The sequence below is a fragment of the Acinetobacter sp. ANC 3832 genome (assembly GCF_002135415.1).
Lineage (GTDB): Bacteria > Pseudomonadota > Gammaproteobacteria > Pseudomonadales > Moraxellaceae > Acinetobacter.
On sequence record NZ_NEGJ01000001.1, the window covers coordinates 137,777 to 164,243 of the forward strand.

Sequence of the window (26,467 nt, forward strand, 5' to 3'; positions counted from 1 at the left end):
TTTAACAGTCGTCATTTGGTCTAGTCAAGTGACCATGTAAGTCTCCTGAGCCACTTGATAAAATGCTTGTTCGAGTTGCTGAACAGGATGTTTCCAGCCGATGTCCTGTACATCTTGCATGGCACGCTGTCCCATTCGATGCAAAGTCATGTTATTTGGTAAATCTAAAATCGTTTGTATAAATTGTTCTACTTGCCCCAATGGACTTAACCAACCTGAAACTTGCTGTTTCACATGTAATTGTGCGCAGGCATAATTATAAGCAATAATGGGTAAACCACTTGCCATTGCTTCCAATACAACATTCCCAAAAGTCTCTACTTGACTCGCAAAGACAAAAACATCAGCACTTGCATAGGCTTCTGAAAGTTCCTTCCCATTTAAACTCCCCATAAATATCACTTGATCCGCACCTTGTTTTTTCTCTAAATAAACTCGGTCTGGACCATCGCCTACAATCACCAGTTTTACTTTCTTTTGATCTTTATTTTGCAAAGCAAATGTATCTATTAACACACCTATTTCTTTTTCTGGTGAGACACGTCCAACATACAACATCACGGTTGTATCTGTATCTGCGCCCCAAAGTTTCCTTAAATGCTCAGATCGATATTGTGCTGAAAACTTTTCGGTGTCGATTCCTCGCCCCACCACAACCAATGGACAAGTCACGCCAAATTGTCTCAGTGCCCTTTCTGTATCAACACTCGGTACACATGTTAATTGTGTATTGTTATGGAACCAACGTAAGTATTTTTGAATAGGTTTGACTAAAAAAGCCAAATCAAAAAAACGACTAAACTCCTGAAAAGGCGAATGAAAACCACTTGAGACTGGAATATGTTTAGACCTTGCTGCATGTAATGCGGTAAATCCCAATGGGCCTTCAGTCACGATATGTACAACATTTGGAGAAAAATCAGAAATGGCTTGTGATACTTTTAAATATTGTGGCCATCCAAATTGCATATCTGGATATTTAGGAATAGTTTGCGCTTTAATCAAGCACTCTTTATTGGGTTTAAATTCACTGCATTTATTTTTTTGTTCAGGTCGAATCAGTAAAATTTTATGACCTAGTTTTTGTAAACCTTTACACAGTTGCAATAAGGATAAAGCTACGCCATTAATTTCTGGCGCCCATGTTTCTGTGACAATGGCTATTTTTAATCTTGGGCGAACCAAATTTTGTAATAAATCTAAATATTGATTACCCAAATAATCTTTTTTTTGCTTAAAATAAAATTTAAAAATTTCTGGACAATCGTGTTGTTTATATCCTAAGGCTTCTACATGTGGGCTAATCATACAAACCCCGACCTATTCATTTTTTCTTATTTTAAATAGGCTTTCTTACATTTTAATGTGTTTTAGATGACAGTTTTTTGACTCACCCAAAAAAAACATCATCTTGACATAAACCACATCAAGATACTTTCCTACCTACATACGAATGGAAGGCTTACTCCCTAATGGCACTGCAATAATATATTTCGGCCCTATGTTTAATATTTGATGTTTAACTCGACAAAGGAATATTCCACATATTTGATCGTTCACCACCAATACTTATTTTTGTCCTGAGCCTATAAATACAATTACTCATAGAACTAAAACCTTCACTGCTACTTAAATTCAAACTATCTAAAAGATCTATTATAAGGATGTATTTACATAACTGCCCAACCTATCCACCTTCGCCAAGACTAGACAGTATATTTCACATGTTTATGATCATAAGATACTAATATTTTGACATAAATCAAATCCGTCATCATATTTAACCCTATTATTAAAACTCAAGACTGACATATAAATGATCTTGGTAAGTGCCTGCTGGTGTGAAAGCTGTTGGTCGTTCCAACAACTGAACCAACACGACAAATTTTTCATTCATACCTGCTGGTTGTACTAAAGGGACATTCCAACGTGAACTAGAAGCACCTGTAATATTCATTTGAGTTCTCAGCTTGTTGTTCCTTTGGTTAACCAAATAGCTTGCTCCATTCGTATTTGTTAAGTTTCGAGCATTAAATTGAATTGCATACCTCGTATCACATGAAACCGTAAAAGAGGTTGCTGCCTGACTCAAATAAGACGAACTCAATCTCAATTGATTTGATGTAAATCGATCAATCTGACATGGTTTCGCATCTACTGAAGCCATATAAAAGAATGATGCCATGATGATACAAACTTGAAGTTTCATATCCTACTCCTTCTATTTACAACTTATATCAACAGGCTGATTATTTTGCTCAGTCTGTTGAACCTTAACGACTAACTCAGACTTACAATCCTGATCCTCCTTTGACTTGATTGTTAAATGATATGTTTGTGGTATCAAACCATACAAAGTGACTGTGCCATCTGAAGATAAAGGATAGACATCCCCATCAATATTATTGACATAGACTTCCGAAGCAGCATCGAAGGTTTTCCCTTGAGCATTAACAGGACGAACAGTCACTTGTTTGGCATGATAAATTGGAAAATCAATTGAATAACCACGCTGATTTAAGGCTGTAATCTGCTTATTGGAATATAAAATTTTATCTTCAATAGGTAGCTGATTTTCATCAAAAGCGATGTCATATTTCACATAAGGAATAATGTCATGTACAAAGGCATAACCCTCTTTATTGGTTTTATCAACATGATTTAAGGCCCGATAAATATCAATGTCAGGATAAGAGTCAACTTTTACCAACGCAAATGCGTTATCGACTGCTTTGGAAAAGTTGAACTTTTTATTCAACATAACAACTGCACCACGATAGTAAACTTGCGACTCTCGATAAGAATCACTTTGTTGATGACTCAATTCCAAATCACCGACTTCAGTTTTTAAACGACCATCTACATTATATAAAATGTCGCCATTTCTCCGATTTGCACCGAAAGCATAGTCAAAACCAACTTGATTCGTATCATTTTTAACAAATTGAACATTACTATCTTCAGCAGTCGAATGACTCATATACAAGGTTTTTTGGCTATCAAAACTATAACTTAACGATAGTGTCGCACCTGAGTCAGAACGACCTCCTGTTTCATTAAAATAATTTAAACCGAGAATCATTTTTCGTCCAATTTGACGACTAAAACCCGCACGAAATATTCGCCTATCATCTCGCTCAAAATTTTCATTTTTATAATATTTTTGTTCTGCAAAATTCAAATTAATATTTTGCAACAATGGAACACCACTTATGCCCAAATAGACAAGATTCTCAAATTTTGGATAGCTACTTTCATTATTTAGCTCATCTCCTAAAAACTTAAAATGTTGTTCGGTATATTTACTATTTGCACCAAAGGAGAATCGACCAATGTCTTTACTTAATGATAAACCATATGAAAAATTGGTATCATTTCGATCATCATGTGAAGCTTGAGCAACACTTTCAAATAAAAACCAATTGCTTACCGCTTGTGTCCACATTAATCCAAGGTTTTGAATATCTTGACTATATAACGCATTAATACCTAATGATGTACTATTTGATATACCTCTTCTGAAAAATGTGTTCGCAAAAAAATCACGGTAATCACTACTTTCTAAATTGTAGTTATAACGCAACTTTCCGAGGGAAACATTGTATTCATTCAAGCCTGGGCGAAGTAATTTACTGGTCACCATAATCGGAAAATTCTGAACGCTTCTGTTACCCAAAATATCTTCGACAACAATTTGAGCATTACCAGATTGTTGAATTTGCGCACCCGTCTGTAAATTATAATCACCAGGACTGACCTTTTGATTATAAATATTGACTCCGTTAATATAGAGTTCAACTGTCGATGGCACTCGAGCACTACCTTCCAAAGAAGGTACATTCCAATAAATAAAGTTAGGTCTTTCTGTAAAATTAGTTCCCCAACTTAGCCCACCAAAACGCAATGAATTGATTAGTGGATTGTAAACCGTTGTGGTATCACCCAATGTCAGCCTTGTCATTTTTTCTGGAAATTCAAAATCAATACTGCTGTTAAGACGAATAAACTTATTTATTTCATCTTGATTTTGATAAAGTATTGCATTTTTAAACAACCAGTAATCTTTAAAAACACCAAGTTCAGTTAAGCCACTATAGCGATTTCCAGCATCACTATTGGCATAAAATAATTCATAATTAAAAAACCCACCTAAACTGGCTTTCTCTGGCATCTGAATAGTTTGATCAAATGTATTTGAAATAAAAAAACTTGGCGGTACTGTGACTTTTATTGCTTGTGAACCTTCATCAAAAAGCGATTGAACCTGTCCATCTGAAATAGAACAAAATTCAGGTTTCGATTGTAATATTTGAAATCGCGCAGTATCAATTCCCTTTTCTTTTAAAATACTGCATTCAATATAAAATTGATTGTTTTGTTTAATGAGTGTGACATCCGTATTCATATCCAATTCATTAACCCACAAATTTGCAAGAACTGGATCTACATTAGATTCACTCGCCTGAGCACTAAAGACCCAGAAAATATTAATCATGATTAATATTTTATTTTTAATAGGCATATAACCCCCTACAGACTACCCATTAGTCTGAAATTTGGAATTCAACCACCTTGTCATCTTTATCGGTATTGACTTGGACAGCATATTTTTGAGCACTATTCAGTCGTGTATTGCCGAGATCATAGCTATAGCTCTTTTTAGCCAATAAATAATTCATTTCATTACTTTTAAAAATTTCTTTTTTTGCAGTATCAACTATTTTTAAGTTTGTAATTTGAACATGCGAATTTGCTTCATTTATAACTTTCAACTGACTTCGTGAATGTTTAAATATAAGTTTTAAATCATCTTGCTTACCGACAAAAAGGGTAAGTTGAAGTTAAATAGAAAATTAACCGAGTTATCCTTGACCACTTGTGGCATTTCTTCAAGAATAATACGCCAAGCTTTTTCTTGACCACCCTCGACAATAGATGCAATAGGGCGAGAAAAACCAATTCTAATGGTTTGTTGTTTATATGGTTTTAAGATAAAACTTTTAGGATTAATCATCACGCTATCATCTGGAGTTAAAATATTTTTTCCAAATTCATCTTGTGTCCAGCTCAATGCCTTAACTTCAAATACTTTTTTTTCGGTTTCGTCGATAGATTCAACAGTTAATGTCGTTGACTTTTGTTTTGCAATATCACGAATGTAAAGTTGAACTGGATTAACCGCCACACCTGCATAAGTCATACCACCCAACAACATACTTATAGTAAAAAAAGAGATTCTTTTTTTCATTTTTCCACCCTCATATTATGAAAAATAAAACCTAACTCAATTAAGTCATTAAGTTAGGTTTATATCGGGCTTATATGTGTTTAGTAGAACACTCTGATTTTGTATGTATCAGTATAAGTGCCAGCTTTATTTGCTGCTGTTGTTGCGGCATTATCTACGGTCACAGTGTAGTTATCAGTACCAAAACCTGCATGGTTTGAAGTACCCCAACCTACTGCACCACCATTCGTTTTAATCGTTGTACTCACTTTCGCCAACGGATCAGTTACATGACGTACAAATGTTGTTGAACTTGTGCCTGCGTTAGCAGTGGATAACTCCAATACATAATTCGTATTACTTTGTATTGAATATGCCGATGTTTTAGTACCACCATTCGCACTTAAAACAATCGGATTCCCCCCAGTAACCACACATTTTTTAGGAACTTCTAGTGTAATTGGAATATCCTTACTACATCCTAGCTCTGTACAGCTACTCCAGTCTGGACTTCCACCTCCGCCACCTTTTTCTGCAACTTCGTCTGCATAAACGCCTGTTGAACAAACACCCAATACTAATGTCGCTAATGCGGCCTGTGTCATTTTATTCATGTTATTTCTCCCATTTTTCTTTATACAAGAAAATGTGCTTAGTAAATAAAACAATGTACAACTACACAGATTTCAACTCTTCTTTGAGTTATTGCGTAACTGCAACTAAAGCTTATTCCTAGCTTTTGAAAAATAAACAAAAAAACCACTATTCACGCTACTTATCTCACGCATCAATTTTGAATGAACATTATAAAAAAGCCATTGTTTTGGTTGTTTTTTAATCACAAAAACAACCATCGAAAGTTGCAATGTGGAATCATAAAATCAATCGCTTACCTCACTAGGCATAACAAACACATAATTTATATAAGGTTTTACAATTTACAAAATATTTCAAGACTTTTCATTTTGAATCACACTGTTACAAAAACCATCTATTTTTTTAACATTATTAAGATATATTTCTTAATATTTGCAATTATTAGTTTACTTTTCAACAAAATTATTTAGAAAAATTAAATACTTAATTAAATTAAGGACTAAAAATATACAAAATTCGTCACATTATGCTTAAATTTATGAGAATAAACATGAGATACACATAAGTTAAACTGATATGTATTTAAAAATTTGAATTAAACTCAATCCATCAGAATGTTAAATAATAATAACAAGTGAATAGATTGTTTTAGCCATTTCTTCTTCTTATCAAAAAACACAGACTGAACTAAATTACCCATTGAATATGACCACCCCCAATAAACCCTTTCTAGCACTAGAATTAAAATAATTTAAAAATAGATAGATATTTAAAATACTACTAAATAAAGAAGGCAGCTAATAACTACTTTTTTATCCAAATTATGCTTTTTACTGATAATTAATTTTTTTTAACAAACCGTTTTCAACCTGGTATAACTGTCCATTACCAAAATCAATTTGCTGTTTTTCACCATGCAAACTTGGAAAACCAACTATTTTGTCTAATTGTGGTGATCGCTGAAATTGTTGTGTTTTAGGGTTATACATCCAATAAATAAAATGCTTATCTTCAACTTTTAAACCGCTTGATACATCTGACAAAATCACATCATAATATCCGTCAAAATTAATATCCATATAGCCCATACTATTTGAAAATGCATTAAATCCCGTTAAGCTCTGTACCATCTTGTTTGTTGTCTTATTAATCACATCAACACGTTGTAAAATTTTTCCAGATGCTTGCGTACTATTATCCAAACCATAAAATTTAAAAATAAATGCAGGTTTATCTGCAATATTCACAGAAGGCTGAAATTGAATAGATTGCCCAAAAGTTTCTTTATTCTTTAATAACAAGGCATTCATATTGCCTGTATTTGCATTCAGCGTACCGATTAATTGATATACTGTATTATCTGCATCATTAGATTCTGATGCGACTGAGGTTAAATTCAGTTGATCACCTTTTTGCAGTCCTTTTAAATTGATACTTTTATTTTCCACAAGGTCATACAAAGTCCCATGTGGATTCCAAACCCCTGCATTAAGGTTTAAAAAATAGCGCCCTTCATTAGAACGTAACATCCGTTGCACCGAAACACGTACATTATTAAATGGTTTTAATTCAGCACCTTTTGAGCTTGTGACTGATTCAGCGAAGCTAGCACATGAAATAGACAATGCAGCCACACAAAGCAATAATTTTATTTTCATGATTTAGACATACTCAAACTCATAAGGAATATGAGTAATCTATCACAAAAAAACCCACTCTAAAGAGTGGGTTTTTGAACAAATTAAAGAATTAGTTCTTTTCTTTGTCTACAATTTTGTTTGCTTGAATCCAAGGCATCATACCACGTAACTTGTTACCTGTTACTTCGATACCATGTTCTGCATTTTGACGACGACGCGCAGTCATTGATGGATAGTTCAACGCACCTTCATTAATGAACATTTTCGCGTATTCACCAGATTGGATACGTTTCAATGCATTACGCATTGCTTCACGAGACTGTTCGTTAATCACTTCAGTACCCGTTACATATTCACCATATTCAGCATTGTTTGATACTGAATAGTTCATGTCCGCGATACCGCCTTCAAACATCAAGTCAACGATCAATTTAAGTTCGTGCAAGCATTCAAAGTAAGCCATTTCAGGTGCATAACCCGCTTCAACAAGCGTTTCATAACCCATTTTAACCAATTCAACAGCACCACCACAAAGAACTGCTTGCTCACCAAAAAGGTCAGTTTCAGTTTCTTCACGGAATGAAGTCTCGATAATACCTGTACGACCACCACCTACGCCAGAAGCATAAGAAAGCGCTACGTTACGTGCATTACCAGAAGCATCTTGGTGAATAGCGATTAAGTCAGGCACACCTGAACCACGTTGGAATTCTGAACGTACTGTGTGACCTGGTGCTTTTGGAGCAACCATAATGACATCTAAGTCAGCACGTGGGACAACTTGGTTATAAAGAATAGAGAAACCATGAGCAAAGGCTAAAGTCGCACCTTGCTTAATGTTTGGCTCAATAACATCACGATAAAGTTGTGATTGGAACTCATCTGGAGTCAAAATCATTACGACATCAGCTTGTGCGACAGCAGCAGGTACTTCAGCTACTTTAAGACCAGCATTTTCAGCTTTTTTCCATGAAGTAGAACCAGCACGTAAACCAACAGTTACGTCTACGCCAGAATCTTTCAGATTTTGCGCATGTGCATGACCTTGTGAACCGTAACCAATAATTGCTACTTTTTTACCTTGGATGATAGATAAATCACAGTCTTTATCATAAAAAATTTGCATTGTTGTCTCCGCTAAAATGCTTTGTTTTCCTCTTCCTATCCTAAAGATTTTTTTAATTTGAAATCTTCTAGTCTAAGTCCTCTCTTTTCAGCAAGAGAGGTTATACATGAGGTTATAAAAAATCAATCGAATCGATATTAAAACGATGACTTAAAGTGATAATACTTTTTCACCACGTGCGATACCTGACACACCTGAACGCACGACTTCTAAAATAGTATTTTCAGCCAGTGCATCAATAAAACCATCAATCTTTTCAGTTGTACCTGCAATTTGAATGGTGTAAGTCGTTGGCGTTACATCCACAATCTGTGCACGAAAAATATCTGCAGTGCGTTTAATTTCAGAACGTGCTGTACCTAATGCTTTGACTTTAATCAACATCAGTTCGCGCTCAATATGCGCACCTTCAGATAAATCAACAACTTTCACTACTTCAACCAATTTATTCAATTGCTTGGTGATTTGTTCAATTTTATGATCATCACCATAAGTCGTGAGGGTTAAACGCGACATGGTTGGATCTTCAGTCGGTGCAACGTTCAACGTCTCGATGTTATAACCACGTTGAGAGAACAAGCCGACCAAACGAGAAAGCGCGCCTGCTTCATTTTCTACCAGTACAGAAATTATATGTCTCATTCTGTGCGCTCCCCTTTAGATAACCACATATCCTGTAATGACTGACCTGCAATCAACATTGGATAAACATGCTCAGTACGATCAACCATGACATTAATGAAAACACACTTATCATTAATCGCCATTGCTTCAGCTAATTTCGATTCAAGCTCATCTGCATGATCAATTTGAATACCAACATGACCATAGGCTTCCATTAATTTCGGGAAGTCAGGTAATGAATCAACATAAGAACTTGAATGACGACCTTCATAGTTCATATCTTGCCACTGTTTTACCATGCCTAAAGCTTGGTTATTCAAGCACAAGATTTTTACATTCAAACCATATTGCTTACAGGTTGATAATTCTTGGATACACATCTGAATCGATGCTTCACCTGTGATACATACCACTTGTTGATCTGGGAATGCGAGTTTGGCTGCCATAGCATATGGCAAACCCACGCCCATTGTGCCTAAACCACCTGAGTTGATCCATTGACGTGGACGCTTGTAGGTATAGTACAACGCACCAAACATTTGATGCTGGCCAACATCAGAAGTAATAATGGCTTCACTATTGGTAATTTTATCGAGTGCTTGAACCACTTGCTGTGGCTTCATTACACCATTTACGCCTGCTTCATAACGCAAACCATGAACTTTACGCCATTCATTAATTTGTGCCCACCAACTCGCTATTTCTTCTGAGTTTGGTTTAGAAACATTCATTTGTTTCAACTGAACCAACATTTCCTGAAGAACTGGTTCTACCGCACCCACAATTGGGATATGCGCCATAATGGTTTTTGAAATTGTCGCAGGGTCAATATCAATATGAATGACTTTTGCATTTGGACAGAATTTTGCAGGGTTATTGGTTACGCGGTCATCAAAACGAGCGCCTACACACAAAATAACATCTGCATTGTGCATGGTCATATTCGCTTCATATGTCCCGTGCATACCCAACATACCTACAAATTGCTTATCATCACCTGGAAAACCGCCCAAACCCATTAAAGTATTGGTCACTGGATAGTTAAGTAAATGAGCAAGTTCAGTCAATAATTCAGAAGCATTCCCTTGAACAACACCACCCCCCGCATAAATTACTGGGCGTTTAGCATTAATCAATTCATCAATCGCTTTACGAATTTGACCTGAATGACCACGATGTGGCGGTTGATACGAACGCATCTTCACTTTTTCAGGATATTCGTATGCAAACTTATCTACTGGGTTGGTCGCATCTTTAGGAATATCTACAACGACAGGACCTGGACGACCTGAAGAGGCAATATAGAATGCTTTTTTAATAATGGCTGGAATTTCACTTGCATGACGCACTTGGAAACTATGCTTTACGATTGGGCGAGATACGCCAATCATATCTGTTTCTTGGAATGCATCTTCACCAATAAGATGTGTCGCAACCTGTCCAGACAAAATCACCATTGGGATTGAGTCCATATAAGCTGTTGCAATTGGCGTGACAGTATTTGTTGCGCCCGGTCCAGAAGTGACCAGAACGACCCCTGTTTTACCTGTGACACGTGAATAAGCATCTGCCATATGACCAGCAGCTTGCTCATGACGAACAAGGTAATGATTTATTTTGTCTTGTTTAAATAGCGCGTCATAAATATGTAAAACTGCGCCGCCTGGATATCCAAAAACATGTTCAACGCCTTCGTCCGCTAATGCACGAACAAGCATTTCACCACCAGATAAAAGTTCCAACGTAATTCACCCTATATCTTTTATTTCACGATGTTATGGGAGACATAAATCGTGTTTCATTCATTGAATTGTACGCTTTGTTATAGCACACATATTTCATAGTTTTCGCAGCAATAATAAAAAATTTCTGACTATATTGCCGTTTAGGGAATATAGACTTTAAAAAAATATGTTGGGATAAACACATTTTTAATCATGCTCATTTTCTCGGCTTAGAGAAAATGTCATTGCGTGCTATGTACATTATTCGAAGGGTGATCGAATAAAAACATATAAAACTATAGTGATGCATTTTTGTTGTTTCAGTCAGTAAAGTCAAGGCTTCAATCATGCTTTTTATTGATTATTTACCATCCGACTATATTTTAAACCATTCCTTTTTTTTTGAACATTTATAAAAAATATTTCAATGACTTATAAAGTTATAAATTTACGAAAGAAATATTTTATCCTGTCCAAAAATGATTAAAATAGCAACATTCAAATTATGAATAATAATCTCATTTTTTATAAGCTGTATATTTGATTCATCTTATAAAATGACTGAATTCATCCATTCAAAGAGTATTTTAATTATGAAAAAAATACACAGTTCTAAAATCGCAATTTTTTCTAGCGTATTTTTAGCAATAGCCTTACTCAGTTCTACACAAAGTTTTGCCAAGCAATATTACAAATGGGTAGACAGCAAAGGCTCTACCCATTACACAGCGACACCACCACCTAAAAGTGCCAAACAAAAAGGCAAAGTCGAAACCTATGGTTCACGTCATGGTGTTTCAGAAAACAATGCAGCTGTAACGCCAAATCAACAACCGACCAATGTAGCAACGCCTCCACCCCATCAAGGCGATCAGCAACAACGCCAAGCCAATGAGGCTTTACAGAAAGGTCAGCAACAAAATCAGAATGTCGCCGAAGCAAAATAATTAAATTTTAGATGCCACGAAAATAAAACTTCTTTTTTGATTTTTAAATAGCATGCAAAATTCACTTTTTAGTGCATTTTGCGCTATGCTGTGCAACAAACTTTTTAACCATTGTTCTTAATATACGTATATGACTACTTCTCACATTGACCCTGAATATCAAGCAAGTGCGATTGAGCCAAATGTCCAACAGGATTGGGAATCTCGCAAAGCCTTTAAAGTTGCCGACACTGTAGAAGGTAAACATCGTTATATCCTCTCGATGTTTCCTTACCCAAGTGGCAAACTGCATATGGGTCATGTGCGTAACTATACCATTGGTGATGTCATCAGTCGTTTTCACCGTTTAAAAGGTGAGACTGTTCTACAACCTATGGGTTGGGATGCTTTTGGTCTCCCTGCTGAAAATGCAGCAATCGCCCATCAAGTTGCTCCAGCAAAATGGACATTTGAAAATATTGCATATATGCGTGATCAATTGAAAAAGCTAGGTCTTTCAGTCGATTGGGATCGTGAATTTGCGACATGTACACCAGAATATTATCACTGGGAACAATGGTTATTTGTACAGCTCTATAAGAAAGGTTTGATTTATCGCAAACTTTCAACAGTCAACTGGGATCCTGTCGATCAAACTGTACTTGCCAATGAACAAGTTGAAAATGGTCGTGGTTGGCGTTCAGGTGCGTTGGTTGAAAAACGTGATATTCCAATGTATTACTTCCGCATTACCGATTATGCACAAGAATTATTAGACGACTTAGATTCATTGAAAGATGGTTGGCCGCAACAGGTTTTAACCATGCAACGCAATTGGATTGGTCGCTCACAAGGGATGGAAATTACCTTCCCTTCTGCAAATCCAGAAATTTATGCGGATGATTTAACGGTTTATACGACACGTGGCGATACCTTAATGGGTGTAACTTACGTAGCAGTTGCGGCTGAACATCCGTTGGCGCTAAAAGCAGCTGAAAGTAATCATGAACTAGCTGCATTTATTGAAGAATGCCGTATGGGTTCAGTTGCCGAAGCAGACCTTGCGACTGCCGAGAAAAAAGGTATGGCAACAGGCTTGTCTGTGAAGCACCCAATTACGGATGAAGCAGTCCCTGTTTGGATTGCAAACTACGTGTTGATGTCCTATGGCTCAGGCGCGGTGATGGCTGTTCCTGCTCATGACGAACGTGATTTTGAGTTTGCCAATAAATTTGGTTTGAACATCAAACAAGTGATTGATGCGAAAGGTGCAGAAGATCAAGCTTTCTCTGCAACTGAATGGCAAGAATGGTACAGCTCGAAAGATGGTACATTGGTAAATTCAGGTGAGTTTGATGGTTTAGCCTTTCAAGCGGCATTTGATGCCTTTATTACGAAACTAGAACCACAAAAATTAGCCAATACCAAAGTTCAATTCCGTTTACGTGATTGGGGTGTTTCTCGTCAACGTTATTGGGGTTGTCCAATTCCAATGATCAACTGTAACACGTGTGGTCAAGTACCCGTTCCAGAAGAACAACTTCCTGTGATTCTTCCAACAGATGTGGTTCCAGATGGTTCAGGTAACCCTCTCAATAAAATGCCTGAATTCTATGAAACCAAATGTCCATGTTGTGGTGCAGATGCACGTCGTGAAACAGATACTTTAGATACTTTTGTAGAATCATCTTGGTATTACGCACGTTATGCATCGCCAGACTTCACAGGTGGTTTAGTAAAACCTGAAGCTGCTCAATCTTGGTTACCTGTGAACCAATATATTGGTGGTGTAGAACATGCAATCCTACATTTATTGTATGCGCGTTTCTTCCATAAACTCATGCGTGATGAAGGCGTGGTACAAGGCAACGAACCATTCACCAATTTATTGACTCAAGGTATGGTTTTAGCAGATACCTTCTATCGTGAAGCTGAATCAGGGAAGAAAACTTGGTTTAACCCTGCGGATATTGAGTTAGAAAAAGACGAGAAAGGTCGTATTCTTTCTGCAAAATACACAGGTGATGGTCAAGAAGTTGTGGTTGGTGGTCAAGAAAAGATGTCGAAATCGAAAAATAACGGTATCGACCCACAATCTATTATTGATCAATATGGTGCAGATACTGCACGTGTCTTTATGATGTTTGCTGCTCCACCTGATCAATCTTTAGAATGGTCTGATGCAGGTGTGGAAGGCTCAAACCGCTTCTTGAAACGTGTATGGCGTTTAACCACTGGTTTCTTAGAAAAAGGCAATAATGCAACAGCGATTGATGTTGCAAACTTATCTAAGAATGCACAAGATTTACGTCGTAAAACGCATGAAACCATTCAAAAAGTCGGTGATGATATTGAACGTCGCCATGCATTCAATACTGCCATTGCTGCACAAATGGAATTATTAAATGCATGTAATAAATTTGAAGCGAATACTGACAATGATATCGCAGTAGAACGTGAATCAATCATTGCGTTGTTAACCATGCTCGCACCATTTGCACCACATTTAAGTCAAACATTGCTTGCTCAGTTTGATATTGATTTAACCACAACCTTGTTCCCAGAAGTGGATGCGTCTGCTTTAACACGTAACACTCAAACAATAGTGGTACAGGTGAATGGTAAACTTCGTGGAAAATTAGAAGTATCTGTTGATACCTCTAAAGAAGATATTTTGGCACAAGCGAAAGCTTTACCTGAAGTTCAACAGTTCTTGACTGGTCCAACCAAGAAAGAAATTGTTGTACCAAATAAACTTGTGAATTTGGTGGTTTAAACCTTTAGAGCTCCGTCCCTCCCCTAAAAAGAGAGGGAACTGCTAAAGAAAAACAATTCCCAAACAAAGCCCGTGGTCATTCAACGGGCTTTGACTCTAAAATCACTCAGTATTTTAAAATTAGTTTCACTTCAAACAAATGAAGAATTTCTACAGAGGACAAAGCATGCATTTGGCTCAACGTATTGCAGCAGTTGTATTAACTTTAGGCTTAAGTGCAAGCTTAGTCGGCTGTGGCTTTCATCTTAAAGGAACTAATCCACAAGCAACGCCATTGGTCTACACCAAGCTACAACTAGTACTTCCAGAGACTGCTGAAGCACTTGAACAAAAACTCAGTGTTTATTTAACAGCATCAGGCGTACAACTTAGCCAAGCCAATGACGCTTATGTTTTGCGTGTGCTTGATTACACGCCACGTCGTCAAGAGCTGAATGGTAAATTGGTTGAAACCTTATTACGCTTAACTGTCACTTTCCAAATTGAAGACCGTCAAGGTAATCCCATTACAGAGCCACGTACTGTGACTGCTTCACGTAGTTATCAATATGATGTTGCGACTGTAAATACAGATGATCAACAAAACACCTATTTAAGTAAAATTTTGATTGATGACATTGCACAGCAAATGACCCGTCAAATTTCTGCAAATCGCTTACCGAAAGCGCGTGTAAATGCCACCCTTCCAACTCATCAGCCTGCTCAATAATATTTTATGAAACTTGATTATATCCAAGCTTTAAAGCGTGTAGATGAAGCTCGTGGAGCTTGGATTTTACATGGTCAAGAACCGCTATTAGAACAAAACTTAATGGATACCTTTCGTAAAAGTTGGAATCAACAGAATATCGAAAGACAACGTTTCGATATCAGCAGCGTGAGCGATTGGAAAAATGTTTTTAATGCACTGAATAGCCTATCTTTATTTTCCAGTCAACTGGCGATTGAAGTCCACGGCAATATCAAACCTGATGCCAATGCATTAAAACTACTGAAACACTATATCCAACATAATGAGCACAATTTGCTTGTGATTATTATGCCAAAGCAAGATAGTAGTAGTTTGAAATCTGCATTTTTTCAAGTGGTTGAAGCGAATGGTGTTATCGTTGCTCTCACGGCAAACTATGCACAAGACCGTCAACGTATTTTAGTAGGTGAAGCCGAAAAACTAGGTATTCGACTCGAACAAGATGCATGGGCTTGGTTAGAACAACACCATGAACATAATTTACTGGCTGCTAAAAATAGTTTAATGCGTGTTGCGGATACATTCCCCAGTGTTCAAATGATCAAAATTGAACATTTACATGAATGTTTACAAGATCAATCTCGCTATACTACTTTTGATTTAAGTGATGCGTTAATTTCTGGAAATTTAGCGCAATCGATTAAAATTTTTCAATATTTAATTGAATCTGGTGAACCCAATAGTTTAATTTTATGGAACATCAGTAAAGAAATGCGCTTATTCATGCAATTGTATGAACAACCTCAAAATGCATTGCAACTGGGTATTTGGAAAACCAAAGTTTCAAATTATCAGCAAGCGTTAAGACGATTAAACCCACAAAATTTTCTGATGTGGCCACAACTTTTATTACGCATAGATGCTTCAATTAAAGGCAAAAGCGTAGAAAATGCAGAACATTTAATTTTGCAATGTGTGGCTGAAATGTGTGGAAAAACGCTATTTCCTGTATAGTTTTTGGCTTTATTTAGTCCATAATAATTATCATTCCTATTTATTTAAAAAAATTCACGTTTTATCCTTAATTCGACTCTATAATTTGATCAATTTTTAAATCTGCTTAGACTTGAATTACTATGCCAAAAATAAAATCTTCCAAAGTCATTCTCATCGCGATCTGTATTGCAATTATTGCTGCAATCGCATGGTTTATGTTGAAACCTAAAAATACACAACCTCAATATATTACTGCTGAAGTTAGTCGTGGGGATATTGAGGACTCTGTGCTCGCAACAGGTGATTTAGAAGCGACAAAAATGGTGAGTGTTGGTGCTCAGGTTTCAGGTCAGGTTAAAAAGATGTATGTGAAATTAGGTGACCAAGTGAAACAAGGTCAACTGATTGCGCAGATCGATTCTGTTCGACAAACCAATGATTTAAAAACAGCACAAGCAAGCATTAAAAATCAAGAAGCTCAATTGGCAACCAAACAAGCCAATCTGACAAAAATGGACGCTGAATATAAACGTCAACAAGCGATGTATGCTCAAGATGCAACCTCACGTGCTGAACTAGAATCTGCATTGGCAAGCTATAAAACAGCGCAAGCTGATATTGCTTCTGTCAATGCACAGATTGAGCAGTCTCGTTTAACTTTGGCGACTTCACAGGAAAATTTAGGCTATACCCAAATTGTAGCGCCAATGGATGGGACGGTTGTTGCAATTGTGACTGAAGAAGGTCAAACGGTGAATGCCAACCAAAGTGCACCAACCATCGTAAAATTAGCAAAATTGGACACCATGACCATCAAAGCACAGATTTCTGAAGCCGATGTTATGAAAGTCCAAGAAGGACAAACAGTTTATTTCACTACTTTAGGGGACAGTGAGAAAAAACGTTATGCAAAACTACGTCAAGTAGAACCTGCACCAGACTCAATTAATACTGAAACAACAAGCAATTCATCTTCTTCGTCAAGTACCGCTATTTATTATAATGCTTTATTTGATGTGCCTAATGATGACGGCAAGCTGCGTATTGATATGACGGCTCAAGTTTATATTATTCTTGCTGAAGCAAAAAATGCATTAACCGTTCCCGCTTCTGCATTACAAACATCAAATCGTGCGAATAAAAAAGGCAAACCTGACTCAAGTGCTGCATCACAAAGTCAAAGTACAAATACAAATAAACGCCAAAAAAATAAAGATAGTGCACAAAATAGTGATCGTCCTGAACGTTTAGAACTGACTGCTGATGAAAAAGCACTGATTGATCAAGGTAAAGCTTCTGTGGCAATCATTCGTGTTTTACAAGCCGATGGCACAGCAAAACGTCAGCAAGTCCTTGTCGGGCTAAATAACCGTGTTACAGCGCAAATTTTGCGTGGCTTAAAACAAGGTGATCAAATTATTCTTGCGGATGGTTCAGACACTTCAAATGATTCTGCAAAACGCAGCAATAAAAATGGCCCAATGAGATTTTAAACATGGATCAGAACAATAGTCAGAGCAATCAACCTCTGCTTGAGGTCAGCAATCTGATTCGTGAATTCCCTGCGGGTGAATCAACTATTCAGATTTTAAAAAGCATTGATTTAAAAATTTATGCAGGCGAACTCGTCGCTATTGTGGGTCAGTCGGGTTCTGGTAAATCAACCTTAATGAATATTTTAGGTTGTTTGGATAAACCAACTTCTGGCAGTTATAAAGTCAATGGTCGCGAAACAGGAAAACTTGAACCAGATGAGCTTGCACAATTACGCCGTGAATATTTTGGCTTTATTTTCCAGCGCTACCATTTATTGGGTGATTTAACTGCAGCAGGTAACGTAGAAGTTCCTGCAATTTATGCAGGTGTAGATCCAACTGCACGTCACAAACGTTCGCATGAAATTCTAACTGATCTAGGTTTAGCAGATAAAACGCAGAATCGTCCAAATCAATTATCAGGTGGTCAGCAACAACGTGTTTCTATTGCTCGTGCCTTAATGAATGGTGGTGACGTTATTCTTGCTGATGAACCAACAGGTGCATTGGATAAGAATAGTGGCGTTGAAGTAATGCGTATTTTACGTGAACTGAATGCCAAAGGTCATACCATCATCCTTGTTACACATGATATGAATGTTGCCAAAAATGCGACGCGTATTATTGAAATCAGTGATGGTAATATCATTGCGGATAAACCCAACACTCCAACCAATGATGACATTATTGATATTGGTACAGATTTAGAGAATGCCAAAAAGCAGAAAAAATCCTCTGCTTGGCGTTCAGCACTGGATCGTTTTGGTGAAGCATTCAATATGGCTTTACTGGCGATGAATGCACATCGTATGCGTACATTTTTAACCATGCTCGGTATTATTATTGGTATTGCATCCGTTGTTTCCGTGGTTGCTCTAGGTAATGGTTCGCAAAAGCAAATCTTAGAAAATATCAGCAGTTTAGGCACTAATACCATCACAGTCTTCCAAGGGCGTGGTTTTGGTGATAACTCTAAAACAGCTCAAGTCAAAACACTCATACCCGCTGATGCGGAGGCTCTTGCCGAACAACCCTATGTTGAAAGTGTCAGTCCTTCTGTCAGTTCAAGTGTTACGGGGCGTTTTAAAGACACTGAAGCATCAATTAGTGTCAATGGTGTAGGTGAAGACTTCTTCCATGTCAAAGGCTTAACCTTTGAATCAGGTCAAGCTTTTGATAAACAAAGTGTCACTCAGCGTGCTCAAGATGTGGTGATTGATTCAAATACCAAGAATACATTTTTTGCAGATGGTACAGATCCTGTGGGGCAAGTCATTTTGTTGGGGAGTGTACCGAGTCGTATTATTGGTGTGACAGATGCGCAAAAAGGCATGATGGGCAGTTCAGATAGCTTGAATGTTTATTTACCTTATTCGACAGTCATGAGTCGCATGTTGGGACAATCTAACGTTCGAAATATTATTGTTCGAGTCAAAGATGAATATCCAAGTGCAGCAGCAGAGAATGCCATTTTATCGTTGCTTGAACAACGTCATGGCGCACAGGATGTTTTTACTCAAAACTCCGATAGTATCCGTGAAACGATTGAACAAACCACAGCAACGATGACGCTTCTGGTCTCTGCAATTGCTGTTATTTCTCTGATTGTTGGTGGTATTGGCGTGATGAATATCATGCTCGTTTCAGTCACAGAACGTACTCAAGAAATTGGGGTGCGTATGGCTGTTGGTGCACGTCAAAGTGATATTTTGCAACAGTTTTTAATTGAAGCGATTCTCGTGTGTATTCTCGGCGGAATTTTGGGTGTACTGCTCTCTTTAGGGATTGGTCAAGTGATTGGTCACTTTGCCAAAGGTACCTTCCAAATGGAATATTCAACGACCTCTATTATTGCTGCCTTTGTCTGTTCAACCCTGATTGGCGTGGTGTTCGGTTTTATCCCAGCACGCAATGCTGCACAACTTGATCCTGTTGATGCACTGTCTAGAGAATAAGGAAATAATATGCAATTCAATTTAACAAAACTTGCGAGTGCCTTAGTTCTAGGTGGTTCATTGGTGGGATGTGCTGCTGTAGTCAAAACGCCATATCAAGCACCTACAGTACAAATACCCACTGACTTTGCCTATGACAAAGCAAAAGCGAATGTCCTACAAGCCGATCTGTATGCAGATCAATGGTGGACACTCTTTGGTGATGCTCAATTAAATCAATTGGTCAATCAGGTCTTAGAACGTAATACAGACTTAGCTGTTGCAGGGATAAATTTACAACAAGCTCGCTTACGTGCAGGGCTTGCTGAAAATCAGCAAGGTGTCCGCGTAAACTCAGGTGTTTCAACTGGACATTCTTTTGATTTAAATTCAGGTGATGATGCTTCTAAAGGACTCTCTCTCAGTGCAGGTGTAAGCTATGAAGTCGATTTATTTGGCAAGCTAGCACGACAAACTGAAGCCTCTAAATGGGAAGCACTCGCCACTGAGCAAGATTTACAAGCCACAGGGCAAAGTTTGATTGCAACAACTGCCAATCTATATTGGCAATTGGGTTATTTAAATGAACGCTATGCAACGGTTCAACAAAATTTAGCATCCACTCAAAAAACCTATGAATTGGTTCGCTCACAATATAAAGCTGGTGCTGTTTCTGGTTTAGATTTAACTCAAGCTGAACAATCTGTACAAAGTCAAAAAGCCAGTTTAAGCCAAATTGAACAACAGCGTGTAGAGGCTCGAACTGGCTTAGCAGTACTACTGCATATTCCTGTACAACAGCTCAACATTCAAGAACCACAACGATTACCAAAAGTCAGCCTCCCCAATATTTCAGCGGGCTTACCAGCAAATTTATTATCTCGTCGTCCAGATTTGCGTGCATCAGAACTCCGTTTACGTGAGTCTTTAGCTAATAAAGATGCAACGAAGGCAAGTTATTATCCTTCTATTAGTTTGACGGGGAATTTAGGATCAAGCAGCACATCTTTAACGAATTTATTAAAGAACCCTGCTTTGTCTTTGGGGGCAAGTTTAAGCCTACCTTTCCTGCAATATAATGATATGAAGAAAAACATTAAGATCAGTGATTTGGATTATGAAAAAGCAATTGTTCAATATCGTCAAACGCTATACCAAGCTTTTGCCGATACTGAAAATGCACTCTCAAATCGTACTGAGCTGGATAAACAAGTGGCTTTACAGCAACGTAATTTAGAGCTTGCTGAGAAAACTGAACGTCTCACCCAAGTTCGCTATAAGAATGGTGCGATTGCTTTAAAAAACTTGTTGGATGCACAGGAAACCACTCGTAATGCTCGTTTAACTTTGGTTCAAACCAAACAGAGTCAATACGGTGCTTATGTCACACTGATGCAAGCACTCGGTGGTAGTCCCATTCAGCAATTACCCCTCACAACGGAATAAGAGATTCCTAATATTACCTCTCTTAATTGCTCTCCCAATGAAAAAATAGAGAGATGATAAATCATGATTCAAGCTGTTTAAATGGCTTGAATTCTAAGCAATAAAAAAGAGCCTTCATTGAGGCTCTTTTTTATAACAATACCTGACTTATTCAGCTTCTGGTTTATCATCCGCTTGTTTTACACGAATTCCATGTCCATGCAAACGAAGAGTATTTAGACCTTTAATGGCTTTAATGGCTTCACGAGCGTGTGGCATATCCACAAAAGCAAAGCCTTTAGATTTACCTGTTCCAGCATCTAAAACCAATGTACATGATGCTACTGTGCCATATGCTTTGAACAATTCAAGCAATTCAGCTTCAGTGACCGTACGTTCTAAACTACGAACTAGAATTTTCATCTCACAACCTTAAAATATAAAATAGGCAAAAAACATCAAAAAGCACTCGCCTACTCTACTTTTTGAATGAAAAACATATATAGATGTAGTTTAATCTAGATCGATTCCAAAATCTAAATTAATCGACTGCCGTTCGATTAAGGTACTTTTCACGGTTTGTTGACGGGTTTTGTAATGCGTTTCCGTCGTACATAAATTACGCGTCAGATCATTTAAAAAATAACTTTCAATTTTTCTACCTTGCTCATCAACTTGATCTTTCGCCCACATATTTAAATTTTGTTTGGTCAAAATCAATTCATTCTGCGCACGTGTTAAAGCTACGTACAACACACGGCGCTCTTCCTCAACATCATCAAAATTATCCTGCGCACGTGCATGCGGATATTGCCCTGCTGACACATTAGCGACATAACAAACCTTCTGCTCAGTACCTTTAGCTGAGTGAATCGTGATGAGTGTGACCACATCATCTTGTGACTGACGTTCAATCTCGCTAATCGAAACTGGATCAAGTACATATTCCTCTAAAAACTCACTCAACTGCTGATGCTTAGAAGAAAGTTGCTTCACCAGATCAAAATCACCCAAACGCTTAGACCAATCTTTTTTCGCATAATTTTCTTCAAGCTGGTCTTTCAGTGCTTCAACCCCTAGACTGACACAGGCTTCAACTTCTGTTTTTAACACCAGCATTTGCTTCATTATCAGCAAAGTTTTTTCAGGAATACGCCCAAATTTTTCAAGTTTTTCAAAAATCACATCCATTTCAGGTTGTAATAATAATTGATGTGAAAGCTTACTCGCACTGACATCACCCACACTATTCCACAGAGTGAGAAAGCGCATCCATGCAATATCATCCAATGGATTCGCAATCACTCGTAATAAGCTCAGTAGATCTTTAACATGCGCCGTTTCAAGTAGCTTCATCCCACCAATAAAACGATACGGGATATTGGCTTGAATACACGCAGCTTCAATATGACGGGCGGCGAAACTTGAACGTACCAAAACCATGTGATCTTGCCACGCAGCGCCTTCCAGTAAATGCCGCTCTTTGATGTCAATCGCAATCCATTTGGCTTCATCAAATTCATTAGGAAAAACATGCATTCGCGGTTTAACACCACCACCACGATATGCTTCTAAATGTTTGTCATATCGAATTGAGCTTTGGTCGAGCAACCAATTGGAAAGGTCTAAAATTTCTTGGGTAGAACGATAGTTTTTTTCAAGTTTAAAAATTTGAGCATCAGGTACACGCTCTTTAAAATGATGAATATTTTCAAAATCTGCACCACGGAAACCGTAAATAGACTGTGCATCATCTCCCACACAAAATAGATGGGTCTTATCTTTCAGCGGTTCAAGTAAAGCCCATTGCAGTGGGTTAGTATCCTGCATTTCATCGACCAGCATGTGCTGACACAAGGATGCAACATAATCTACCAAACCTTCCGATTGCGCCAAAGCCGAAGCAACCACGGCCAAAATATCATCATAATCTAAAAAGCTACGAGCTTGTTTCCGTGCTTCATATTCTTTCATGATTTCAGCAATTTGGTCTTTATATTCTAAAAATTCAGGATGCTGTTTCTCTAAAGCCAAACTCAGTTTTTGACGAGTATTGCGTGCAAATGAATATAAATCACAGAGTTCTTTGGGCTTGGGCAATGCATTTGGATTTTTCTTATCATCTTTGCCACGAATCAGACGGAACATCATCATTTGATCATCACGATCAATAATTGAAAACTGTTCTAGACCAAAGGCTTTCGGCACACGGCGTAAAAGATACATACAAAAAGTATGAAATGTTGAAGCTCTTAAACCTTTGGCTTGATCGCCTAAAGCCAACTCTACACGTGCCACGATTTCACTGGCTGAACGACGGGTAAAGGTTAAAATTTGAATTTGATTGGCAGGAATACCTTGATCAATTAAATATGCTGCGCGCGCTACAATGGTTTTGGTTTTGCCACAGCCTGCACCTGCTAAAACCAGACTATGCTTGTTTTGTGTGGTTGCAGCTTGCTTTTGTTGAGGGTTTAATTCATCAATTAGGGTGGCGAAACTCATAATCTCTCATCGGTTTGTGGATGGAGGTAGTTTAACAAAACAATAGACAAGAAACAGAATTACCCTTTGAAAAGTTATTTTATGAAAATCTAAATTTAATTTTAAATTATATTAATCATTATTTTTACTAGAAAATAAAGCATTCCACAGCAAAGTAAAATGATTAAAAAATCTTTCCCTGAATATTTTTTTAATTTATTTTCTTCATCTGCCTTATTTACATCTTTACTTAAATAGCTCACTAACCCTGTAATTATAAGCAACACAAAAAATCCCAATAAATATAGGAATGTATATATTCCACTTAAGTTAGCAGCACTTATCATTATTCCTTTCCTTTATCGTTTTACTTCAATATTCGAGCAATATTTTCGCAGGTTCTTTCCAAATTTTTCTGACCATTTTTTAATGCAGCCCGTAAATCACATGTACCATCGACAATACTAAAAATTGCGCTAAAGCCTTCATCATATAATTCTTCAACTCCTTCACCGACATAGCCTGCAAAGGCGATCACAGGTTTATTCAATCGCTTTGCAACTTGTGCCACGCCAAACGGGGTTTTACCAAACTTGGTCTGAAAATCAATGCCACCTTCACCTGTAAAAACATAATCAGCTTGGGCAATATGTTCAGCAAGTTTCGTTTCTTCAATCACAATTTCAACCCCTGAACGGATTTTTGCACCTGTAAAAGCCATTAAACCAAAACCCAAACCACCTGCTGCGCCTGCTCCTGCAATATTTTGAAAATCTGTACCGATCTCTTGCGCAACCAAATTTGCAAAATATTTTAAATTTTTATCGAGTGTTTCAACCATTTCAGATGTTGCGCCTTTTTGTGGTCCAAACACATGGGAAGCCCCATTTTCACCACACAGCGGATTATTCACATCACTGGCAATAATAATTTCTGTTTGTTTTAAACGTGTATCTAATCTTGAGAGATCTATACTTTGAATTTGGTTGATTTGTCCGCCACCTAGAGCAACCTCACAGCTATTCATATCATAAAACGTCGCACCCAAAGCCTGTGCCATGCCTGCACCTGCATCATTGGTGATGCTTCCACCTAAGCCAATAATGATCTTACCAACACCTAAATCCAAAGCGTGTTTAATCATTTCTCCCGTACCCAAAGTTGTGGTCAATAATGGATTACGCTGTGACTTTTCGATTAGGTGAATCCCATTTGCCATCGCCATTTCAATGACTGCCGTTTTTCCGTTATCAATCAGACCTAAATACGTTTGAACTTTTTGTGATGCAAATGGTCCTGCCACTTCAACTGTAACTTTTTGACCTTGCCTTGCGCTAAGCAAAGCATCAACTGTGCCTTCACCACCATCAGCCATCGGCACGTGAATAAACTGAGCATCATTAAAAACTTTTGCGATGCCACGTTGCATTGCCTGACAGGCTTGTTCAGCAGTCATACTTTCTTTAAAGGAATCAGGAGCAAGGACAAAGATTTTAGGCATTTTAATGTTTCTAGACTAAGTTGGATGGATTCAAAAAATAACATAGCTACTTTTACAACATAGATAAACTGTTTCTTTCAAAGACCTCTAGGTTTAATCAATATGAAGCACGTTAATTTAGCCCAAGCTGTACCTGAACTTTATAAAACCGTGATTGAACTGGATAAAATCTCCACTCAAAAAATCAAAGAAGCAGGAATCAATGAAGGGTTCTCACATCTCCTTAAATTAAGAGCGTCTCAAATCAATCAATGTGCCTTCTGTGTACGAATGCATACACAAGATGCTGTTAAATGTGGCGAGTCAATTGAACGCATCGCCTTAACAAGTGCATGGCGTGAATCAGAATACTTTGATGCAAAAGAACGTGCAGCACTGATATTAATTGAAGAAATCACCCTGATTGCGCAACAGCATTTTCCTGATACTGCTTATGAAAATGCAACCAAAGAATTAAATCAGGATGAAATTGCAGCCATTGAATGGTTAGCCATTGTCATTAACACATGGAATCGTATCGCCATTTCAAGTCAATATTCAGTGATACCTGAATAATTTCAAAGTATGTCTTTATGTAGATGAATAAATGTTCTTTTATAGAATTGAAAATACCCTTGAGTTTTTGTGATTCAAGGGTATTAATTTCAAAGCAGAATAAAAAAAAAAATCAATCTATCATGAGTTTTATCGATCTGCCGAACTCGGTGGAATCTGTTTAATTGCTGCTGCAAATGTTAAATAATTGACACCCTGAAATAAAATATCCACCCCTAGAAATAATCCGAGCACCCAAAATGGTGAATCGGGTGAAGCAAGAATAATGGCACCTGTGACCAAGGTCAGTAAGCCTGAAAATAATGTCCATCCCCAGCCTGACATTGGTTTCAGCATAAATGCATTAATAATTCGAACAAAGCCACCAATCAATAAAGCCACAGCAAGTAAATTGGTTAATACCACAGCCGTCGTAATTGGTGATTTAAATGCGTAATATCCTGCACCAATGTACAACACACCAAATAGTGCCCACAACCATCGATATCCACCATCAAAAATTTTAAATGCTGCAATTAAATGCAACACTCCACCAATCATCATCAATGCTCCGAATAGCGCAACCACGGTTAATGTTGCCATTCCCAACGAAGCCAATAAAACAATGCCGAAAATAACCAGCACAGCCCCCAAGAGCAAATACCACTTTCTATTTTCATGCAATTGATGTCGAACCAAATCGTTACCTACAGTTATCATCGTTTTC

At 37.5% G+C, this 26,467-nt stretch carries 23 protein-coding genes; 8 read left to right on the forward strand and 15 right to left on the reverse strand.

Features of this window, described 5'->3' with window-relative positions; all coding sequences use genetic code 11:
• Nucleotides 1-24: 24 nt before the first annotated feature.
• From B9T35_RS00670 to B9T35_RS00710, 10 genes are all read right to left on the reverse strand, one after another.
• The gene (locus B9T35_RS00670) at nucleotides 25-1,308 is read right to left on the reverse strand and encodes a glycosyltransferase family 4 protein (protein WP_086189213.1); all 1,284 of its coding nucleotides are present in this window, start codon (nucleotides 1,306-1,308) and stop codon (nucleotides 25-27) included.
• Nucleotides 1,309-1,792: 484 nt separating this feature from the next.
• The gene (locus B9T35_RS00675; protein ID WP_086189214.1) at nucleotides 1,793-2,209 is read right to left on the reverse strand and encodes a hypothetical protein; all 417 of its coding nucleotides are present in this window, start codon (nucleotides 2,207-2,209) and stop codon (nucleotides 1,793-1,795) included.
• Between the two features lie 12 nt (nucleotides 2,210-2,221).
• The gene (locus tag B9T35_RS00680) at nucleotides 2,222-4,522 is read right to left on the reverse strand and encodes a fimbria/pilus outer membrane usher protein (protein ID WP_086189215.1); all 2,301 of its coding nucleotides are present in this window, start codon (nucleotides 4,520-4,522) and stop codon (nucleotides 2,222-2,224) included.
• Nucleotides 4,523-4,544: 22 nt separating this feature from the next.
• Nucleotides 4,545-4,772, reverse strand: a complete 228-nt coding sequence (locus B9T35_RS18585; protein WP_228147058.1) for a hypothetical protein — start codon at nucleotides 4,770-4,772, stop codon at nucleotides 4,545-4,547.
• A gap of 29 nt (nucleotides 4,773-4,801) precedes the next feature.
• On the reverse strand, nucleotides 4,802-5,248 hold the full coding sequence (locus B9T35_RS18590; RefSeq protein WP_228147059.1) for a hypothetical protein: 447 nt from the start codon (nucleotides 5,246-5,248) through the stop codon (nucleotides 4,802-4,804).
• 80 nt (nucleotides 5,249-5,328) lie between these two features.
• Complete coding sequence (locus tag B9T35_RS00690; RefSeq protein WP_086189216.1) at nucleotides 5,329-5,841, reverse strand: hypothetical protein; 513 nt, start codon at nucleotides 5,839-5,841, stop codon at nucleotides 5,329-5,331.
• An 813-nt stretch (nucleotides 5,842-6,654) separates the two neighbouring features.
• Nucleotides 6,655-7,482 (reverse strand): XAC2610-related protein, encoded by an 828-nt coding sequence (locus tag B9T35_RS00695; RefSeq protein ID WP_086189217.1) that lies wholly within the window; start codon nucleotides 7,480-7,482, stop codon nucleotides 6,655-6,657.
• Nucleotides 7,483-7,573: 91 nt separating this feature from the next.
• Complete coding sequence (gene ilvC, locus B9T35_RS00700; protein WP_086189218.1) at nucleotides 7,574-8,590, reverse strand: ketol-acid reductoisomerase; 1,017 nt, start codon at nucleotides 8,588-8,590, stop codon at nucleotides 7,574-7,576.
• A 150-nt stretch (nucleotides 8,591-8,740) separates the two neighbouring features.
• Entirely contained in the window at nucleotides 8,741-9,232 is a 492-nt protein-coding gene (ilvN, locus tag B9T35_RS00705) for an acetolactate synthase small subunit (protein ID WP_086189219.1), read from the reverse strand.
• Complete coding sequence (locus B9T35_RS00710; protein WP_086189220.1) at nucleotides 9,229-10,956, reverse strand: acetolactate synthase 3 large subunit; 1,728 nt, start codon at nucleotides 10,954-10,956, stop codon at nucleotides 9,229-9,231. The genes ilvN and B9T35_RS00710 overlap by 4 nt, the downstream gene beginning before the upstream one ends.
• A 575-nt stretch (nucleotides 10,957-11,531) precedes the next feature.
• On the opposite strand from B9T35_RS00710, the gene B9T35_RS00715 reads away from it, so the two are divergent.
• The 7 genes from B9T35_RS00715 to B9T35_RS00745 all read left to right on the forward strand — a co-directional run bounded on the left by B9T35_RS00715 (nucleotide 11,532) and on the right by B9T35_RS00745 (nucleotide 21,242).
• A complete protein-coding gene (locus B9T35_RS00715; protein WP_086189221.1) occupies nucleotides 11,532-11,885 on the forward strand; it encodes a DUF4124 domain-containing protein in 354 nt (117 codons plus the stop codon).
• Between the two features lie 130 nt (nucleotides 11,886-12,015).
• The gene (leuS, locus tag B9T35_RS00720; protein ID WP_086189222.1) at nucleotides 12,016-14,640 is read left to right on the forward strand and encodes a leucine--tRNA ligase; all 2,625 of its coding nucleotides are present in this window, start codon (nucleotides 12,016-12,018) and stop codon (nucleotides 14,638-14,640) included.
• A 166-nt stretch (nucleotides 14,641-14,806) separates the two neighbouring features.
• A complete protein-coding gene (lptE, locus tag B9T35_RS00725; RefSeq protein WP_086189223.1) occupies nucleotides 14,807-15,349 on the forward strand; it encodes an LPS assembly lipoprotein LptE in 543 nt (180 codons plus the stop codon).
• Between the two features lie 6 nt (nucleotides 15,350-15,355).
• Nucleotides 15,356-16,345: a DNA polymerase III subunit delta gene (gene holA, locus B9T35_RS00730; RefSeq protein WP_086189224.1), complete on the forward strand. Its 990-nt coding sequence runs from the start codon at nucleotides 15,356-15,358 to the stop codon at nucleotides 16,343-16,345.
• Nucleotides 16,346-16,467: 122 nt separating this feature from the next.
• Complete coding sequence (locus tag B9T35_RS00735) at nucleotides 16,468-17,820, forward strand: MacA family efflux pump subunit (RefSeq protein ID WP_086189225.1); 1,353 nt, start codon at nucleotides 16,468-16,470, stop codon at nucleotides 17,818-17,820.
• Nucleotides 17,821-17,822: 2 nt separating this feature from the next.
• Nucleotides 17,823-19,817, forward strand: coding sequence for a MacB family efflux pump subunit (locus B9T35_RS00740; protein ID WP_086189226.1), 1,995 nt, complete (start codon nucleotides 17,823-17,825; stop codon nucleotides 19,815-19,817).
• Nucleotides 19,818-19,826: 9 nt separating this feature from the next.
• Complete coding sequence (locus tag B9T35_RS00745) at nucleotides 19,827-21,242, forward strand: efflux transporter outer membrane subunit (RefSeq protein WP_086189227.1); 1,416 nt, start codon at nucleotides 19,827-19,829, stop codon at nucleotides 21,240-21,242.
• Between the two features lie 147 nt (nucleotides 21,243-21,389).
• On the opposite strand, the gene B9T35_RS00750 is transcribed toward B9T35_RS00745, so the two are convergent.
• The 4 genes from B9T35_RS00750 to B9T35_RS00765 form a co-directional block, all read right to left on the reverse strand.
• Nucleotides 21,390-21,644, reverse strand: a complete 255-nt coding sequence (locus B9T35_RS00750; protein ID WP_086189228.1) for an RNA recognition motif domain-containing protein — start codon at nucleotides 21,642-21,644, stop codon at nucleotides 21,390-21,392.
• Between the two features lie 90 nt (nucleotides 21,645-21,734).
• Complete coding sequence (locus B9T35_RS00755; RefSeq protein ID WP_086189229.1) at nucleotides 21,735-23,726, reverse strand: ATP-dependent helicase; 1,992 nt, start codon at nucleotides 23,724-23,726, stop codon at nucleotides 21,735-21,737.
• 101 nt (nucleotides 23,727-23,827) lie between these two features.
• Entirely contained in the window at nucleotides 23,828-24,052 is a 225-nt protein-coding gene (locus B9T35_RS00760; protein WP_086189230.1) for a hypothetical protein, read from the reverse strand.
• Nucleotides 24,053-24,072: 20 nt separating this feature from the next.
• Nucleotides 24,073-25,206 carry a glycerate kinase gene (locus B9T35_RS00765; protein ID WP_086189231.1) on the reverse strand — a complete coding sequence of 378 codons (1,134 nt, stop codon included), beginning with the start codon at nucleotides 25,204-25,206 and terminating at the stop codon, nucleotides 24,073-24,075.
• Between the two features lie 102 nt (nucleotides 25,207-25,308).
• On the opposite strand from B9T35_RS00765, the gene B9T35_RS00770 reads away from it, so the two are divergent.
• The gene (locus tag B9T35_RS00770; protein WP_086189232.1) at nucleotides 25,309-25,761 is read left to right on the forward strand and encodes a carboxymuconolactone decarboxylase family protein; all 453 of its coding nucleotides are present in this window, start codon (nucleotides 25,309-25,311) and stop codon (nucleotides 25,759-25,761) included.
• A gap of 129 nt (nucleotides 25,762-25,890) precedes the next feature.
• On the opposite strand, the gene B9T35_RS00775 is transcribed toward B9T35_RS00770, so the two are convergent.
• Nucleotides 25,891-26,460 carry an HdeD family acid-resistance protein gene (locus B9T35_RS00775; protein ID WP_086189233.1) on the reverse strand — a complete coding sequence of 190 codons (570 nt, stop codon included), beginning with the start codon at nucleotides 26,458-26,460 and terminating at the stop codon, nucleotides 25,891-25,893.
• Nucleotides 26,461-26,467 lie beyond the last annotated feature (7 nt).